This is a genomic window from Cobetia sp. 2AS (assembly GCF_029846355.1).
GTDB lineage: Bacteria > Pseudomonadota > Gammaproteobacteria > Pseudomonadales > Halomonadaceae > Cobetia > Cobetia amphilecti.
Genome location: NZ_JARWKQ010000002.1, coordinates 1,017,621 through 1,031,663, shown reverse-complemented (window position 1 = coordinate 1,031,663; position 14,043 = coordinate 1,017,621). Strand labels below are relative to the sequence as shown.

Sequence of the window (14,043 nt, the reverse complement as noted above, 5' to 3'; positions counted from 1 at the left end):
TTCGTTCAGATCAGGCGGGCTCATACAGCCAGCCAATCAGGGCGATAAGGTGGCTCAATTGCTTCCTGGCCCACGAGTCGTATGATCTGCGCTTATCGGTACGCGTCTGACGGTTGACCGTCACCTGGCGCGCCGCATCCCCATTTCTCTGGAGTCCGATCATGTCTGAATCCCTCGTGCTGGCCTGTCCGCAATGTCTCGCTCTCAATCGTGTGGCCACCGCGCGTCTGGATGACAACCCCAGCTGCGGCAAGTGCAGCGCCGCCGTGCTGCCCAAGGAGCCGCTGGAACTGACCAGCGACAACTTCGAGGCCCTGGTGGTGCGCAGTGAAATGCCGGTGGTCATCGACTTCTGGGCCAGCTGGTGTGGCCCGTGCAAGATGATGGGGCCGATCTTCAATGAAGTCGCCGCGCAGATGGGCACCCGTGTGCGTTTCGCCAAGATCGACACCGAAGCCCAGCAGGCGCTGGCCGGTCGTTTCGGCATCCGCAGCATTCCGACGCTGCTGGTGATGAAGCAGGGCAAGGAGCTGGCGCGCGAATCAGGCGTGATGCAGGCCGGTCAGCTCAAGCAGTGGCTGGCACCGCACGCGGTGTGACCACGGCCCGCGCGAGAGAAGTCCGCAGTTGAGCGTTCAGGGAAACCCGGACGCAGCTCAAGAACTGACAACGCCTGACGTGCAATCGCGTCAGGCGTTGTCGTCTCGGTCGGCCTTGTCGTATCAGTCGGCGTAAACCATCTTGCGCGTCATGCCGCCATCGACGACATGGTTCTGGCCGGTGATGAAGCCGGCCTTGTCCGAGATCAGGAAGGCCACCAGCGCGGCGATGTCATCGACATGGCCGACGCGCCCGACGGGGTGCTGGGCGTGGTCTTCGTCACTCAGCGATTCGGCCTCGCCGCTTTTCTGCAGGGCGCTGACGTCGATCCAGCCCGGGCTGACCGCATTGACGCGAATCTCCGGCCCGAGGCTCATCGCCATGGCGTGGGTGAGGGCGACGATACCGCCCTTGCTGGCAGCGTAGGCTTCGCTGTGCGGCTCGGACTGCAGCGCGCGGCTGGAGGCCAGATTGACGATGCTGCCGCCAGTCTCGCGCAGATGACGCGCCGCATGCTTGGCGGTCAGGAAGCTGCTGGTCAGGCTGGTGTCGAGTACCTGATGCCAGCGCTCGAGTGACAACTCTTCGAGCTTGCCCTGGAAGGGATCGGCGATCGCGGCATTGTTGATCACCGCGTCCAGCCGCCCGAAGGCCTCGCAGGTAGCCGCGAGGCTGGCGGCCACGGATGGCTCGTCACGCACATCCAGCGTGAAGACGCGCAGGCGCTCACCGATGTCTTCTGCGGGCTGCGCGCCAAGCGGCGCTGCCGAGCGTTGTGCAAGCTCCTCCGACGGCGCTGCAGGCTCCTCTGTGAGCCCGCTCGCCTGTCGCTTCTTCATCTCTCGATATTGCTGGCCTGCCTCGGCATCGATATCCGCCACGGCCACGCGCCAGCCGTGGGCGAGCAGGTAGTCGCTGATGCCGCGGCCGATGCCTTGAGCACCGCCGGTGATATAGGCCACCTTGGCTGTCTTCATGTGATTCTCCTGATGAGGTGCCGGCAGGGCGATATGACGATGCGCTTCGCACATACATCGTCGATGGCGCGGTGTGCCCCTGCGGGCAATGATATAGGTGCGGCGGGCGCGCGAGACAAGGGCGGTACCGCAGACACCGCGAACGGCGACCATGCCTCAGCATGACAGGCATCAGAGTCGTGATGGGGCTGGCGGGTGGCGCGGCGCCTCACGGCCTGTGTTGAGAACTGATCCTGATGGCTGATTCTATTGGTCAGGGAGTTATCGCCTCGCGTGGCAGCTGTCAGACTGTGCATGAGTCCACGTCAGGCGTCAGGTGCGTCTGGGTGACCACGAGATATCGCCATTCGACGCGAGGGGCGAGGAACTCGACTGCCGAGCCGTTGCCCGAGTCCCCTCAAGCCGCAAGCGAGTGAATGAGCGAGCGGGTAGCTCCCGATGAAGTATCAGTCGCGCGAGGAATGAAGATGAACAAGGGGATGCAACACTGGCTGGCGATGGTGGCCGTGGCGGTGATGCTGATGGCCACAACGGGATGCGATGGCGTCAATGGCCCGCGCCCTACCAGCGTGGCGACGCTGCTGGAACACTCCGAGGCCTGGCAGGGCGAGCAGGTGGCCGTGCAGGGCAGGGTGCGCAGCGAAGACGTGCCCAACCGCTACTGGCTGGAAGGCGAAGGACAGCAGCGCCTGGAACTGCTGCCACCGGAGCGCATCGGTGCCTATATCGGGCGCGAGGTCCAGGTGAGTGGCCGCTTTGAATTCGAGGTCGGCGGTCAGCGCCGCATACGCCTGTCCAAGGTCACACCGCTCGACAAGACGTCGCCTGAGGAGTGAGTGAGCACTTGCTGGGGTGGTGGGTTAGAGCGGACTGAAGCGAATTGGAGCGGGCCAGGGCTGGCCAGAGCGGGCCGAGCAAGACGCCTCGGCAAGCCGGAAATGGCGGGCTGGAAACGACAGTCCACAAACGACAGTCCGCAAACGACGATGCCCCGTCGCGCACAGAGCGCAGGCGGGGCATCGTCGTGTCAGGCGAGCGGATCGATCAGGCTTTCTTGACGAAGATCGACTTCAGCTTCATCGGGCCGACGCCATCGATCTTGCAGTCGATGTCGTGATCGCCTTCCACCAGGCGGATGTTCTTGACCTTGGTGCCGACCTTGACGACGGAGGAGGTGCCCTTGATCTTCAGGTCCTTGATGACGGTGACGGTATCGCCATCGACCAGCTCGTTGCCGTTGGCATCGCGGAATACCGGGCCGGCTTCCTCGACGGCGGCTTCCTTGGACCACTCATGGGCACATTCAGGGCAGACGTACTGCATGCCGTCGTCGTAGGTGAATTCGGAATTGCAGGCCGGGCAGTTCGGGAGGGCGCTCATCACGGTGTCCTGAAAGCTGTCTCGCGCTTCACCCGCTCACAAAACGGGCGAAGATTCAGGCCGAGACATGGTGTTGGAAGGCGCGCATCGGGCTCAAGCAGTGCGCGAACGGCGGCAAGCCTACACCGATTCCATGACAGCGACCATCCAGTGCGGCCCTTGGTCGCAATCAGCGCGCGCCATTGCGGCCTCGCTTCCGGCTCCGATTGTCCGCGCCTTGAACCACTGGCCCTGAGCCACTCGCCCTCAGCCGCTGACCATCAGCGCCTGACCGACGCGTGAGCCATTCGGCCGGCCAAGCTCACGGCTGATCCAGTCACCGGTGCGGGCCAGCGCTGCCAGATCCACCCCCGTCTCGATACCCATGCCCTCAAGCAGATAGAGCACATCTTCACTGGCGACATTGCCCGAGGCGCCCTTGGCGTAGGGGCAGCCGCCCAGGCCCGCCACGGAGCTGTCGATCACCGCGATGCCTTCTTCCAGCACGGCGTAGAGGTTGGCGAGCGCCTGGCCGTAGGTGTCGTGGAAGTGGGCGGCGAGCTGCGTGATCGGCACCTCGCGACTGACCTGCTCCAGCATGTGCTTGGCCTTGAGCGGCGTGCCGACGCCGATGGTGTCGCCCAGCGACACCTCGTAGCAGCCCATGGCCTTGAGCTCGCGGACGACGGCGGCCACCTCGGCGGGGGCTATCTCGCCTTCATAGGGGCAGCCGAGCACGCAGGACACATAGCCGCGCACACGCACACCGGCCTTGAGGGCGTGTTCCACCACTGGCGCAAAGCGCTCAAGCGATTCGGCGATCGAGCAGTTGATGTTGCGCTGCGAGAAGGACTCGCTGGCCGAGCCGAACACGGCCACCTCGCGCACACCACACTCAAGCGCCGCCTCAAGCCCCTTCATGTTGGGGGTGAGGGCGGAGTAAGTGGTCGCTGACTTGGTGGTTGTTGAATTGGCGTGGCCGTCGCGCAGCGCCAGCATGATCTCGCGGTGATCGGCCATCTGCGGCACCCACCTGGGCGAGACGAAGCTGGCGGCCTCGACATGCGCAAGACCGCTGTCGCTCAGACGCCGGATCAACTCAAGCTTGGTGGCAGTCGCGACGGGCACCGACTCGTTCTGCAGTCCGTCGCGTGCGCCCACCTCGACGATGCGTACCTTGCGGGGAAAGTGCATGCTGACTACTCCTTGTCCGACTCGACCTTGTCCGCCGCGGCCTGCGCGGCCGTGAATTCGAGCAGCACATCGCCCTGGACCACGCTGTCACCGGCCGAGAAGTGGAACTGGGCGACCTCGCCATCGGCGGGGGCATTGAGGGTGTGCTCCATCTTCATCGCCTCCATCACCATCAAGGGCGTGCCCTGCGGGACATGGCTGCCCGGCGCGACCAGCTGGGCGACCACGGTGCCATTCATCGGCGCATTCAGGGTCGCCTGGGTCTCGTGGCGCGCGTGGTCCACGGCATCGGCGCGCCGCCACAGCAGGCGTGATTCCCCCTGTGGAGTGCTGCCGGACTGGCTGTGCTGCGCTGACGACAGCACCAGCACTTCACCGCCGCGGGCCGGCGCATGGCTTGCCTGGAAGCGGCGACGATAGCCATCCAGCGTCACGGCAATGGCGTTGCCTTCAAGGTGGGTGAGTCGGCCGAGATGCTTCGTAGTCTGTCTTTCTTCGCCGCAGTGAGTGGTCACTTCAATCTGCCAGTCACCGTGCGAATCGCTCACCAATGACGTACCCGAGGTGTGCGTATTCGCCAGGGAGGCATGCGTTACAGGGCGGCGCGCGATGATATGCGCCACCTTGTCGCTGCGCTCATCGGCATCGGCGTCAGCGGGCAGACACAGCGCCAGGCGCACCTGGTGTGGCAGGCCATTGCGCCAGCCATCGCGGCGCTCCCATGGGCTGGTGCAGGGCGCTTGGCGCGAATGTGATGTGCTGCTCGAATGTGATGTGTGGCTGGCTTGCTCATTCAGGCGCGAGAGCGCCAGCAAGGCACTGGCCGCCAGGCTGTCGTGAACCAGCGTCGCGCTGGGGAACAGGCTGTCGTGATGGCGCTCGATGAAGCGGGTATCCAGCTCGGCGGCGCGGAAGTCAGCATGGCCCGCCAGGCGGGACAGGAAGGCGCGGTTGGTGGTGACGCCGCGCACTTCCAGCGCTGCCAGCGCGCGCAGCAGCGTCTCGAGGGCCTGTTCGCGTGTCGGCCCGTAGCTGATCAGCTTGGCCAGCATCGGGTCGTAATGCATCGAGACTTCATCGCCCTCGGCGACGCCGCTGTCCAGGCGCACCTGCCGGTCGGTCAGCCCGCCTCCTGCCAGATCCAGCCGGAAGCGTTCCAGTACACCGGTGGCGGGCAGGAAGTCGTTGTCCGGGTCTTCGGCGTAGAGACGCGCCTCGAAGCTGTGTCCGGTCAACGTCAGCTCATCCTGCTGGCGCGGCAGGCGTTCGCCCCGCGCGATGCGCAGTTGCCATTCGACGAGGTCTTCGCCGGTGATCATCTCGGTGACCGGGTGCTCGACCTGCAGGCGGGTGTTCATCTCCATGAAGTAGAAGGCGCCGTGGCTTTCGCTGCCCGGTTGCGGCGCGTCGAGCAGAAACTCGATGGTGCCGGCACCCACATAGCCGATCTCGCGCGCTGCCCGCACGGCGGCCTCGCCCATCTCACGGCGCAGCGACGGCGTCAGCCCCGGCGCGGGCGCCTCTTCCAGCACCTTCTGGTGGCGACGCTGGACACTGCAATCGCGCTCGAACAGATAGACACCGCTGCCGTAGCTGTCGCAAAACACCTGGACTTCGACGTGGCGCGGCTGGGTCAGGTATTTCTCGATCAGCATGCGTTCATCGCCGAAGGCGGCGCGGGATTCACGGCGACAGCTGGCCAGCGCCGCCGCAAATTCCCGTGCGCTCTCGACCACTCGCATGCCCTTGCCGCCACCACCGGCGCAGGCCTTGATCAGCACCGGATAGCCCATGCGGTCCGCTTCGGCCTGCAACAGCTCATCCTGCTGGTCATCGCCGTGGTAGCCGGGCACCAGCGGCACATTGGCCGCCTGCATGCGCATCTTGGCGGCCGACTTGTCGCCCATGTCGGCGATCGCGCTCTGGGGCGGGCCGACGAAGATGATGCCGGCCTCGGCCAGCGCGCTGACGAAGGCGGCGTTCTCGGACAGGAAGCCATAGCCGGGATGCACGGCATCGGCACCGCTTTTGCGTGCGGCAGCGATCACCTTGTCGATATCCAGATAGCTTTCGCGGGCGCTGGCGGGGCCGAGACGCACGGCCTCGTCGGCCTCGCGCACATGCAGGGCATCGGCGTCGGCATCGGAGTAGACCGCCACTGTCTGGATGCCCATCGCGCGAGCGGTGCGCATCACGCGTACGGCGATCTCACCCCGGTTGGCGACCAGCAGCTTGCGGATCTCGCCGCAACCGGCGGGGAGGGTCTGGTCTGTCTCGCGGTTGGCGTTCATGGCAAGCGTCCTGTGGCGAAGGTGGCAAGGGAAATCAGGAGTAGGAGAGTTCGGAAGAGAAAAGCTCTTAAGAAAAAATCCGGCAGGCATGGCCCAGGTGGATGGCCGAGAGTGATGACCAGCGCCGAGAGCGTCGCCATGCCGCCAGCGGCTTCAAGTCTCTGGTGTTCATGAGGGCTTAGACGTCTCGGTTGTTTGGTTCTCGGTCGGCACCCAGGGCGCCGGCGTGCCGGCGAAGAAGGCGGCCAGTCCGGCCTGGCCCTGTTCGCTGACGCGCAGCTGGCTGATCACCTCGCAGCAGCGTTCACGGGTCGCGGCGCTGGCAGGTGCCTGAGCCACTTCGCTGAGCAGCGCCTTGGTGGCGCGACTGGCGGCAGGCGAGGTGGCGAGCAGGGTCTGCACCATCTCCGTGATGCGCGCCTCCAGCAGCTCATCGGGGCAGGTCTCGTGGACCAGGCCGATGCGCTGCGCGGTGGCACTGTCGATCACCTCGGCGCTGAGGGCATACCGGCGCATATGGCGTGAGCCGATGGCGCGCTGCACGTAGGGGCTGATGGCAGCCGGTGCCAGCCCGATGCGCACTTCGGAGAGACAGAAGCGCGCCCGCTCGGCGGCAATCACGATGTCGCAGCAGGCCGCCAGGCCGACGGCACCGCCGAAGGTGGCGCCCTGGACACGACACACGCTGGGGCAGGGCAGCTCATCGAGCAGCTGCATCAGTCGCGCAAGCTCGCGTGAGTCGGCGAGGTTATCTTCCAGCGAATACTCGACCATGCGCTGCATCCACTTGAGGTCGGCGCCGGCCGAGAAGCTCTTGCCTTCGGAGGCCAGCACCACCACACGCACCTCGTCGCGGCTCGCCCTGGCGTGCAGGCTCTCCAGATGCTGATTCAGCTCTGCAATCAGCAGATCATCGAAGGCGTTGTGCACCTCGGGGCGCAGCAGAGTGAGGTGGGCGACGCCGTGTTGATCTATCTCGAGTCGACTCGATTGGCGAGGCTCTGTCATCGTGCTTTCTTCCATTCTGTTAGCTTGAAGATGACTATCGGCATTCAGTACAGGTTACAAGCATTGTTGTAGCGCTTGACGGGTTACATGCGCAGCACACCGAAGCGACTGTCCTCGATCTCGGCATTCATGGCCGCGGCCAGTGACAGACCGAGGATGTCGCGGGTCTGCAGCGGGTCGATCACACCGTCATCCCACAGGCGCGCACTGGCATAGGTCGGATGGCCCTGACGCTCGTACTGCTCGCGTACCGGCGCCTTGAAGGCCTCCTCTTCCTCGGCGGGCCACTCGCGCCCCTCGCGGGCATGCTGGTCGCGCTTGACCTGTGCCAGTACGTTGGCGGCCTGCTCGCCGCCCATCACCGAGATGCGTGAGTTGGGCCACATGAACAGCAGGTTGGGGTCATAGGCGCGCCCGCACATGCCGTAGTTGCCCGCGCCGAAACTGCCACCGATCAGCACCGTGAACTTGGGTACCCTGGCGCAGGCCACCGCCGCCACCAGCTTGGCGCCGTGCTTGGCGATGCCTTCGTGCTCGTAGCGCGAGCCGACCATGAAACCGGTGATGTTCTGCAGAAAGATCAGTGGAATCCGGCGCTGGGTGCACAGCTCGATGAAGTGCGCGCCCTTGAGGGCGCTTTCCGAGAACAGCACGCCATTGTTGGCGAGGATGCCGACCGGATGGCCATGCAGATGTGCGAAGCCGGTGACCAGCGTCTCGCCGTACTCGCGCTTGAACTCGTCGAAGTCCGAGTCATCCACCAGGCGGCCGATCACCTCGCGCACGTCGTAGGGTTTCTTGAGATCGGTACCGACGATGCCGTAGAGCTCCTGCGGGTCCAGGCGTGGCGGACGCGATTCGCGCAGCGCGAGCTGCCCCTTGCGTTGCCAGTTGAGGCGCGACACGGCGCGGCGAGCCAGCTGCAGGGCATGGGCGTCGTTGTCGGCCAGATGGTCGGCCACGCCGCTGATCTTGCAGTGCACCTCGGCGCCGCCCAGCGCCTCGGCGCTGATGTCCTCACCGGTGGCGGCCTTCACCAGCGGCGGCCCCGCCAGGAAGATGGTGCCTTGCTCGCGCACGATGATGGATTCGTCCGCCATCGCCGGCACGTAGGCGCCGCCTGCGGTGCATGACCCCATCACCACGGCGATCTGCGGGATGCCCTCGGCAGACAGCGTGGCCTGGTTATAGAAGATGCGGCCGAAGTGGTCGCGGTCCGGGAAGACCTCGTCCTGGTGGGGCAGATGCGCGCCACCGGAATCGACCAGATAGAGGCAGGGCAGGCGATGCTTGCGGGCGATTTCCTGGGCGCGCAGATGCTTTTTGGCCGTCATCGGGAAGTAGGTGCCGCCCTTGACGGTGGCGTCGTTGGCGACGATGACGCATTCCACACCGCTGACGCGGCCGATGCCGGTGACCAGGCCCGCGCCGGGGACGGGGCTGTCGTAGACGTCGTGGGCCGCCAGCGCAGAGAGTTCGAGGAAGGGCGAGCCTTCATCGATCAGGTGGTCGATGCGTTCGCGCACGAACAGCTTGCCGCGCGACTCGTGACGTTCACGCGCCTTGTCACCGCCACCGGCCGCGACGGTCTCCAGCAGCTGGTGCAGGCGATCGACCTCGGCCTGCATCGCCGCTTCATTGGCGCGGAACTGGTCACTGCGCGGATTGATCAGGGAGGTCAGTATGGCCATCGAGCAAGCTCCAGCGGCGAAGGGGTACGAAAAAGAGTAGGGGATGACGAGACGTATCAGGCGCTCTCGTTGAACAGTTCACGCCCGATCAGCATGCGGCGGATCTCGCTGGTGCCGGCGCCGATCTCGTAAAGCTTGGCGTCACGCAACAGGCGTCCGGTGGCGTACTCGTTGATGTAGCCATTGCCGCCGAGCAGCTGGATGGCATCCAGCGCCATCTGGGTGGCCTTCTCGGCGCAGTAGAGAATGACGCCCGCGGCGTCCTTGCGTGAGGTCTGGCCGCGATCACAGGCGTTGGCGACCGCATATAGATAGGCGCGACAGGCATTGAGCGTGGTGTACATGTCGGCGACCTTGCCCTGCACCAGCTGGAATTCACCGATGGCCTGGCCGAACTGGCGACGCTCATGCAGGTAGGGCACCACGATGTCCATGCAGGCCTGCATGATGCCGATGGGGCCGGCGGCCAGGACGGTGCGCTCGAAATCGAGCCCGCGCATCAGCACCTTGACGCCACGATTGACCTCACCCAGCACGTTCTCCACCGGTACCTGGCAATCCTGGAAGACCAGCTCGCAGGTGTTGGAGCCGCGCATGCCGAGCTTGTCGAGCTTCTGGGCGGTGGAGAAACCGGGGAAGTCACGCTCGATGATGAAGGCGGTGATGCCCTTGGAGCCGGCGTCCGGGTCGGTCTTCGCGTACACCACCAGGGTGTGGGCATCCGGGCCGTTGGTGATCCACATCTTGTTGCCGTTGAGCACATAGTGATCGCCGCGCAGCTCGGCCTTGAGCTGCATCGAGACCACGTCAGAGCCGGCGCCGGGTTCGGACATCGCCAGCGCGCCGACATGCTCGCCGCTCATCAGTTTCGGCAGGTAGCGTGCCTTCTGCTCGGCGGTGCCGTTGAGCTTGATCTGGTTCACGCACAGGTTGGAATGCGCACCGTAGGAGAGTGCCACCGAGGCGCTGGCGCGCGAGATCTCTTCCATCGCGATGCAGTGCGCCAGATAGCCCATGCCGCTGCCGCCGTCCTCGTCGGGCACGGTGATGCCGAGCAGGCCCATGTCGCCGAATTTCTGCCACAGGTCATCGGGGAAGGCATTGCTGGCATCGATCTCGGCGGCGCGCGGGGCGATCTCGTCGCGGGCAAAGGCGTTGACCTGCTCACGCAGCAGGGTGTGTGTCTCGTCGAGTCCGAAATCCAGCGGTGAATAGAGGCTGTGCATGATCTGGCATCCTGTAGATCGGTGAAGCGCGATGAGCAAGGCCCGCCAGGGGCTGGGAAGACCTGATGGCGCACGTCTGGCGCAAACGGGCTGTCGCGAATGGTCTATCACGAAGGGCTTATCAAGTCCGCCCGCCATGTGCCGCCTTGGCGTGTGATGGAAATTACTCTAGGTCAAAGTTGACGTTAACGTAAAGGTCATTATGCGGCGCTTTGACCAAGGTCGCAGGACTTGCGGTAGACGGTCAGCAGGGAGACTCGAGAGGGGAGTGCCAGGTCGAGAAGCTCAGTTACATAACGTCAGGGAGAGAAAGTCAGTCAGAGAGGCTCAGTCAGAGAGGCTCAGTCAGAGAGACTCCGGTCGAGAAGGTCAGATCGAGAAGGTCAGGTAGAGAAAGTCATTGAGAGAAAGTCAGCTCAGGAAACGAAATTGCTCCGGCATCGCCGAGGTGACTTGATAAGCTGAGACGCTGTAGTCACTGTTGATTGAGGAAGTCGTGAGGGCGTCAGTGGGGAGCATTCCCGTCCCCTGTCTGGTGTCACCGGCACTCTTTAGTGTGCAAGTGCGCTGACTCGCCAGCGCTTTCCACCATTCCAGACTCATGCTCACCTGCCTAGAAGGACCTACTCGATGAGTGATGACACCGCCCCGGCAGTCCGCTTCAGCGGCCTGCACAAGGGCTTTGCCGGTCAGCGCCTGTTTGAAGGCATTGATCTTGAACTGCCGCGTGACCGTATCACCGCCCTGGTCGGTGCCAGTGGCTGTGGCAAATCGACCCTGCTGCAGCTGATCAACGGCTTGATCCGCCCGGATGAAGGCGAGGTGAAGGTATTCGGCGCCGCCGTCGATTACGCCAACCTGCCAGCCATGCGCCGGCGCATCGGCTATGCCGTCCAGCAGATCGGCCTCTTTCCCCATCTCAGCGTACGCGACAACGTCGCCATTCTCGCTGACCGTGAAGGCTGGAGCGCCGAGCGCGTCAAGGCACGCATCGCGCGTCTGTTCCAGATGATGGATCTCGACATGGCGCTGCTGACCCGCTATCCCCACGAGATTTCCGGCGGTCAGGCCCAGCGCGTCGGGCTGTGTCGCGCCATGATGCTTGAACCACCGTTGCTGCTGCTCGATGAGGCCTTCTCGGCGGTCGACCCGATCACGCGCATCGAGGTGCATGCCCAGTTCCAGCGCATGCAGCAGGAGGAACCGCGCAGCGTGGTGATGGTCACCCACGACATGAACGAGGCGCTGAGCCTGTCCGATCACATGGTGGTGATGGCGCCCGGTGTGGTGCTGCAGGCCGCCAGCCCCGACACCATCACCACGGCGCCAGCGGATGAGCGCGTGGCCCGACTGCTGGAGGCACGCGCATGAAGACGCTGATGACGACTCTCCTCCTGCAACGCTCGCGCCGCGGGCTGTCTGGCGCGCTGATGGTCGCCGGCCTGGCGCTTGCGAGTCTGGGGGCTCTGGTGTCCAGCCCGCTTGCCAGCGCGGAAGAGCAAGCCGCGGCATGGCCCGAGGACAAGCCGATCGTGGTCGGCTCCAAGGCGGACCGCGAAGGGCATCTGCTGGGCGAGATCTTCGCGCAGGTACTGGAGGACGCCGGCTTCACGGTCGAGCGCCGTCTGGGGCTGGGGCAGACCATCATCACCTATCAGGGGCTGGCGGAAGGCGAGCTGGATGTCTATCCCGAATACACCGGCACCCTGGCCCACGCCATTCTCAAGCTGGATGACGTGCCTCCGCTCGAGACGCTCGATGAGCTGAGCCGCGAGCAGGGCCTGCGCGTGCTCGAGCCGCTGGGCTTCAACAATACCTACGCCGTAAGCATGCGCCGTGATCAGGCCGAGTCGCTGGGCATCAGTACCATCGGCGATATGGCCGATCACCCGGATCTGTCCGTCGCGATGTCGCATGAGTTCATCAAGCGTCCGGATGGCTGGCCGGGACTGGCCGCGGAATACGGCCTTTCCCAGGTGCCGCGTGGCATCGAGCACGGCATCGCCTATCAGGCGCTGCGCGAGAGCAAGATCGACGCCACTGATGCCTATTCCACCGAGGGCGACATCAAGCGCTTCGACTTCGTGCTGCTCGACGATGACAAGGGCTACTTCCCCGAGTATCTGGCGGTGCCCTTCGTGAACGCCGCCTTGCCGGAAGATGCCGTCGCGGCGCTCAACCAGCTGGCGGGCAGCCTTGATGAAGACAGCATGCAGGCGCTCAACGCCCGCGTCTCCACCGATGAGCAGAGCTTCGCCCAGGTCGCCAGTCGCTTCATTCAGGAACAGGGCATCACCACCGAGCAGCGTGAAGTCAGCGGCGCCAAGTGGGACAAGCTGGGCACCAATCTGATCGAGCACCTGCAGTTGACGCTCTCCGCATTGCTGCTGGCGTGTCTGGTCGGTCTGCCGCTGTCCCTGCTTGTCTATCGCAATCCGAAGGTCTCGCGGGTGGTGCTCTACGTCACCGGCCTGCTGCAGACCATCCCCTCCATCGCGCTGCTGGCGCTGATGATTCCGTTGTTCGGCATCGGGGTGGTACCGGCGGTGATCGCGCTGTTCGTCTATTCCTTGCTGCCGATCATCCGCGCGGCCATCACCGCGCTGCTGACGGTGGACCCGCTGCTGGTCAAGGTGGCACGTGGCATGGGACTGACGCGTCGTGAGCAGCTGCGTCACGTCATCCTGCCGCTGGCGACGCCCAATCTGCTCACCGGCATCAAGACCGCCGCCATCATCAATATTGGCACCGCGACGCTGGCGGCCTTCATCGGCGCCGGGGGTCTGGGCGAGCCGATCGTCACCGGGCTTTCGCTCAATGACTATGATCTGGTGCTTTACGGGGCGATTCCTGCGGCATTGCTGGCCATCTGCGCCGAGCTGCTGTTCGAGCTGTTCGAGCGCCTGGTGATACCGGCGCATATGCGGGGCCTGAAGTCGCGCTGAGCCGGAAAAAACGGCGTAGTACATTACACGACAATCATGTCGCAACTCTTGTACAAGGCGTGCAGTAAAAAAGGAAGGCTGCTGCGAAGGTTTAACGTTGGTCGTCGATCAGAGTAATGTGAAGGGGAAAGTAAGGGCTTGCTGACAGGGCTTGCTGACAGGGCTTGCTGACAGCGCTTGCAGACAGCGCCGGGCAATCTTGTACGGCTCGGTCCTGCAGCAGCCTCTACCCCCCTTTGAAGGAGAGATTCATGCGTATCAAAAATCTGTTTCCGATTGCACTGGTCGCGGCGACTCTGGCCCTGAGTGGCTGTGGTCTGTTCGGTCATGGCCACGGCCATGGTGGTCACGGCGGTGGCGGTGGTGGCAAAGGTCACGCGATGATCGATACCCCGGCCAGCGCACCGGCGGATCATCTGTCCTGATCTAGCCTCGCCTGTCGGTTGACGAAGAAGCCGCCCCTTTCTGCCTCACGGCAAGGAAGGGGCGGCTTTTTTGTGTGCATGTCCGTGTGCCGATCTGTGTGGGGCAAGGCCGTGTGTGCGAGGACGGTGCTTTCCGTCGCGATGCTTTGAGTCGTGATGCTTTCAGTCGCGGTGCTTTCAGTCGCGGTGCTTTCAGTCGCGGTGCTTTCAGTCGCGGTGCTTTCAGTCGCGATGCTTTCAGTCGCAGTGCTTTGCGAGCGGCGAGCGGCGAGCGCCGGGCAGGCGGCATAAAAAAGACCTCCCCGAGGGGAGGTCTGCAAGCACGTC

12 protein-coding genes are annotated in these 14,043 nt (G+C 64.4%); 5 read left to right on the top strand and 7 right to left on the bottom strand.

Annotated features, from left to right (window positions below; all coding sequences use genetic code 11):
* Window positions 1–161: 161 nt before the first annotated feature.
* Window positions 162–599: a thioredoxin TrxC gene (gene trxC / locus QD356_RS09525; RefSeq protein WP_043331344.1), complete on the top strand. Its 438-nt coding sequence runs from the start codon at window positions 162–164 to the stop codon at window positions 597–599.
* A 123-nt stretch (window positions 600–722) separates the two neighbouring features.
* Here the strand turns inward: trxC and QD356_RS09520 are convergent, their stop codons facing one another.
* Window positions 723–1,577: an SDR family oxidoreductase gene (locus QD356_RS09520; protein WP_192837561.1), complete on the bottom strand. Its 855-nt coding sequence runs from the start codon at window positions 1,575–1,577 to the stop codon at window positions 723–725.
* A gap of 467 nt (window positions 1,578–2,044) precedes the next feature.
* On the opposite strand from QD356_RS09520, the gene QD356_RS09515 reads away from it, so the two are divergent.
* Window positions 2,045–2,413: a hypothetical protein gene (locus QD356_RS09515; RefSeq protein WP_043331343.1), complete on the top strand. Its 369-nt coding sequence runs from the start codon at window positions 2,045–2,047 to the stop codon at window positions 2,411–2,413.
* Between the two features lie 208 nt (window positions 2,414–2,621).
* On the opposite strand, the gene QD356_RS09510 is transcribed toward QD356_RS09515, so the two are convergent.
* The 6 genes from QD356_RS09510 to QD356_RS09485 all read right to left on the bottom strand — a co-directional run bounded on the left by QD356_RS09510 (window position 2,622) and on the right by QD356_RS09485 (window position 10,346).
* Window positions 2,622–2,957: a zinc ribbon domain-containing protein YjdM gene (locus tag QD356_RS09510; RefSeq protein WP_107336248.1), complete on the bottom strand. Its 336-nt coding sequence runs from the start codon at window positions 2,955–2,957 to the stop codon at window positions 2,622–2,624.
* Between the two features lie 246 nt (window positions 2,958–3,203).
* A complete protein-coding gene (locus QD356_RS09505; protein ID WP_192837562.1) occupies window positions 3,204–4,130 on the bottom strand; it encodes a hydroxymethylglutaryl-CoA lyase in 927 nt (308 codons plus the stop codon).
* A gap of 5 nt (window positions 4,131–4,135) precedes the next feature.
* Complete coding sequence (locus tag QD356_RS09500; RefSeq protein ID WP_192837563.1) at window positions 4,136–6,421, bottom strand: acetyl/propionyl/methylcrotonyl-CoA carboxylase subunit alpha; 2,286 nt, start codon at window positions 6,419–6,421, stop codon at window positions 4,136–4,138.
* Between the two features lie 168 nt (window positions 6,422–6,589).
* Window positions 6,590–7,429: an enoyl-CoA hydratase-related protein gene (locus QD356_RS09495; protein ID WP_192837564.1), complete on the bottom strand. Its 840-nt coding sequence runs from the start codon at window positions 7,427–7,429 to the stop codon at window positions 6,590–6,592.
* 83 nt (window positions 7,430–7,512) lie between these two features.
* On the bottom strand, window positions 7,513–9,120 hold the full coding sequence (locus QD356_RS09490; protein WP_054555514.1) for a carboxyl transferase domain-containing protein: 1,608 nt from the start codon (window positions 9,118–9,120) through the stop codon (window positions 7,513–7,515).
* 56 nt (window positions 9,121–9,176) lie between these two features.
* The gene (locus tag QD356_RS09485) at window positions 9,177–10,346 is read right to left on the bottom strand and encodes an isovaleryl-CoA dehydrogenase (RefSeq protein ID WP_043331338.1); all 1,170 of its coding nucleotides are present in this window, start codon (window positions 10,344–10,346) and stop codon (window positions 9,177–9,179) included.
* A 630-nt stretch (window positions 10,347–10,976) separates the two neighbouring features.
* Here QD356_RS09485 and QD356_RS09480 point away from each other — a divergent pair.
* From QD356_RS09480 to QD356_RS09470, 3 genes are all read left to right on the top strand, one after another.
* Window positions 10,977–11,717, top strand: coding sequence for an ATP-binding cassette domain-containing protein (locus QD356_RS09480; RefSeq protein ID WP_131432512.1), 741 nt, complete (start codon window positions 10,977–10,979; stop codon window positions 11,715–11,717).
* An 8-nt stretch (window positions 11,718–11,725) separates the two neighbouring features.
* On the top strand, window positions 11,726–13,291 hold the full coding sequence (locus QD356_RS09475; protein WP_225996316.1) for a glycine betaine ABC transporter substrate-binding protein: 1,566 nt from the start codon (window positions 11,726–11,728) through the stop codon (window positions 13,289–13,291).
* A 251-nt stretch (window positions 13,292–13,542) separates the two neighbouring features.
* Window positions 13,543–13,716, top strand: coding sequence for a hypothetical protein (locus tag QD356_RS09470; RefSeq protein ID WP_165873989.1), 174 nt, complete (start codon window positions 13,543–13,545; stop codon window positions 13,714–13,716).
* Window positions 13,717–14,043 lie beyond the last annotated feature (327 nt).

Excerpts from the sequence above, each read along its gene's own strand:
- QD356_RS09515 (WP_043331343.1), top strand. The coding sequence starts at position 2,045 with ATGAACAAGGGGATGCAACACTGGCTGGCGATGGTGGCCGTGGCGGTG.
- QD356_RS09480 (WP_131432512.1), top strand. The coding sequence starts at position 10,977 with ATGAGTGATGACACCGCCCCGGCAGTCCGCTTCAGCGGCCTGCACAAG.
- QD356_RS09495 (WP_192837564.1), bottom strand. The coding sequence starts at position 7,429 with ATGACAGAGCCTCGCCAATCGAGTCGACTCGAGATAGATCAACACGGC.
- QD356_RS09485 (WP_043331338.1), bottom strand. The coding sequence starts at position 10,346 with ATGCACAGCCTCTATTCACCGCTGGATTTCGGACTCGACGAGACACAC.
- QD356_RS09490 (WP_054555514.1), bottom strand. The coding sequence starts at position 9,120 with ATGGCCATACTGACCTCCCTGATCAATCCGCGCAGTGACCAGTTCCGC.
- QD356_RS09470 (WP_165873989.1), top strand. The coding sequence starts at position 13,543 with ATGCGTATCAAAAATCTGTTTCCGATTGCACTGGTCGCGGCGACTCTG.
- QD356_RS09505 (WP_192837562.1), bottom strand. The coding sequence starts at position 4,130 with ATGCACTTTCCCCGCAAGGTACGCATCGTCGAGGTGGGCGCACGCGAC.
- QD356_RS09520 (WP_192837561.1), bottom strand. The coding sequence starts at position 1,577 with ATGAAGACAGCCAAGGTGGCCTATATCACCGGCGGTGCTCAAGGCATC.
- QD356_RS09475 (WP_225996316.1), top strand. The coding sequence starts at position 11,726 with ATGACGACTCTCCTCCTGCAACGCTCGCGCCGCGGGCTGTCTGGCGCG.
- QD356_RS09510 (WP_107336248.1), bottom strand. The coding sequence starts at position 2,957 with ATGAGCGCCCTCCCGAACTGCCCGGCCTGCAATTCCGAATTCACCTAC.
- QD356_RS09500 (WP_192837563.1), bottom strand. The coding sequence starts at position 6,421 with ATGAACGCCAACCGCGAGACAGACCAGACCCTCCCCGCCGGTTGCGGC.
- trxC (WP_043331344.1), top strand. The coding sequence starts at position 162 with ATGTCTGAATCCCTCGTGCTGGCCTGTCCGCAATGTCTCGCTCTCAAT.